The sequence below is a fragment of the Prevotella rectalis genome, from assembly GCF_900607215.1.
GTDB lineage: Bacteria > Bacteroidota > Bacteroidia > Bacteroidales > Bacteroidaceae > Prevotella > Prevotella brunnea.
In genome coordinates, this window is the sequence record NZ_LR027831.1 from 1 (window position 1) to 1108 (window position 1108).

Here is a 1108-nt window from a genome sequence, read left to right on the forward strand (position 1 = left end):
TGTGTACTTTTGCCCATGTTATCTGAGTTTGGAAACAAAAGCAAAGATAACAAAAAGGGCTGATACCTCGTGAGAAGTGTCAGCCCTAATTCATAAAAAATGTGGGATGTTTAGCGGACAGTAATAACAAAGAAATGGGATTTATCAGAGATAAGTGCATTGCTTCTAAAATCGGCACGGGGCAGTTTTATAATGTTTATGGCGTCAATGGCAACATTGTAACGGCAGGGCAGCGCGATTATGCAGCCTGGATGCAGAACATAGAAGCACAGAAGGAGGAATACTAAAAGCAGTTAGGTGTTGTTATTTCTGTAGGTGCAAGTTTTGTAGAGAAACTTATTAACAATGGAGGTAATGTAATTATAGCTATACATCAAATTGATTGGGGAGGTGCTTCAATAGACGCAGCTGTAGCAGGTGCAACCTCTATAATATTTTCCAGTGCCTCTACTGCAAAATTGATTAAGAAACTTACCTCTACAAAGATTGGTAGGTCTAATCTTGCAAAGGTAATGACAAGTATAGTGGCAAATATGATTACAAACATTTCTGCTTCTGTGCTTATATCTTTGAATATGGTAATACTCTTAATACCCTATGTGTCACTTGAAATAACTAAAGCATTAGATTATTATCTTTATGTAACAAGTTGTACGTTTTCTATTGTTTGGTCCAGTTTCTACACCTTAAATATATTGAGGAGTAATGGTATTAAAGGGCAAATTACCGAAGAACTTCAAGTTAAACATTATACCCAAAGTGGTATTGCAGGAAGATCAACTAGTGGCGGTATTACATGTGAATATAAAGGGGATGCCTTACATTTATCTACAACTCGAGAATCTGAGAAACTTTACAAAATATATGGTGACTCTGTAATTAGCCATATAAAAGTTTGCTTAGCTCTAAAAGAAACTTTACCTTATGTGTATTATGTAGATGATGCGTTAATAACGTATTCTGAATTCTATTTAAAATACATCACTAATGTCCCGTTAAGGTGGGCTAATCGCTCTTTGAATTAATTGAAATACAGTCTATTAGGTGGTGTTTTGAAATGAAACGGACTTGATTTCGTAACTTTGCAGTCAAATTTAAATGACTGTTA

2 protein-coding genes are annotated in these 1108 nt (G+C 35.1%); both read left to right on the top strand.

Translation table 11 applies throughout. The features are described from left to right. Positions 1–134 precede the first annotated feature (134 nt). Positions 135–287, top strand: a complete 153-nt coding sequence (locus tag E0E16_RS13300) for a hypothetical protein (protein WP_021672382.1) — start codon at positions 135–137, stop codon at positions 285–287. A gap of 246 nt (positions 288–533) precedes the next feature. After that, positions 534–1025: a hypothetical protein gene (locus E0E16_RS13305; protein WP_223177196.1), complete on the top strand. Its 492-nt coding sequence runs from the start codon at positions 534–536 to the stop codon at positions 1023–1025. Positions 1026–1108: the final 83 nt, after the last annotated feature.

Excerpts from the sequence above, each read along its gene's own strand:
- E0E16_RS13300 (WP_021672382.1), top strand. The coding sequence starts at position 135 with ATGGGATTTATCAGAGATAAGTGCATTGCTTCTAAAATCGGCACGGGG.
- E0E16_RS13305 (WP_223177196.1), top strand. The coding sequence starts at position 534 with ATGATTACAAACATTTCTGCTTCTGTGCTTATATCTTTGAATATGGTA.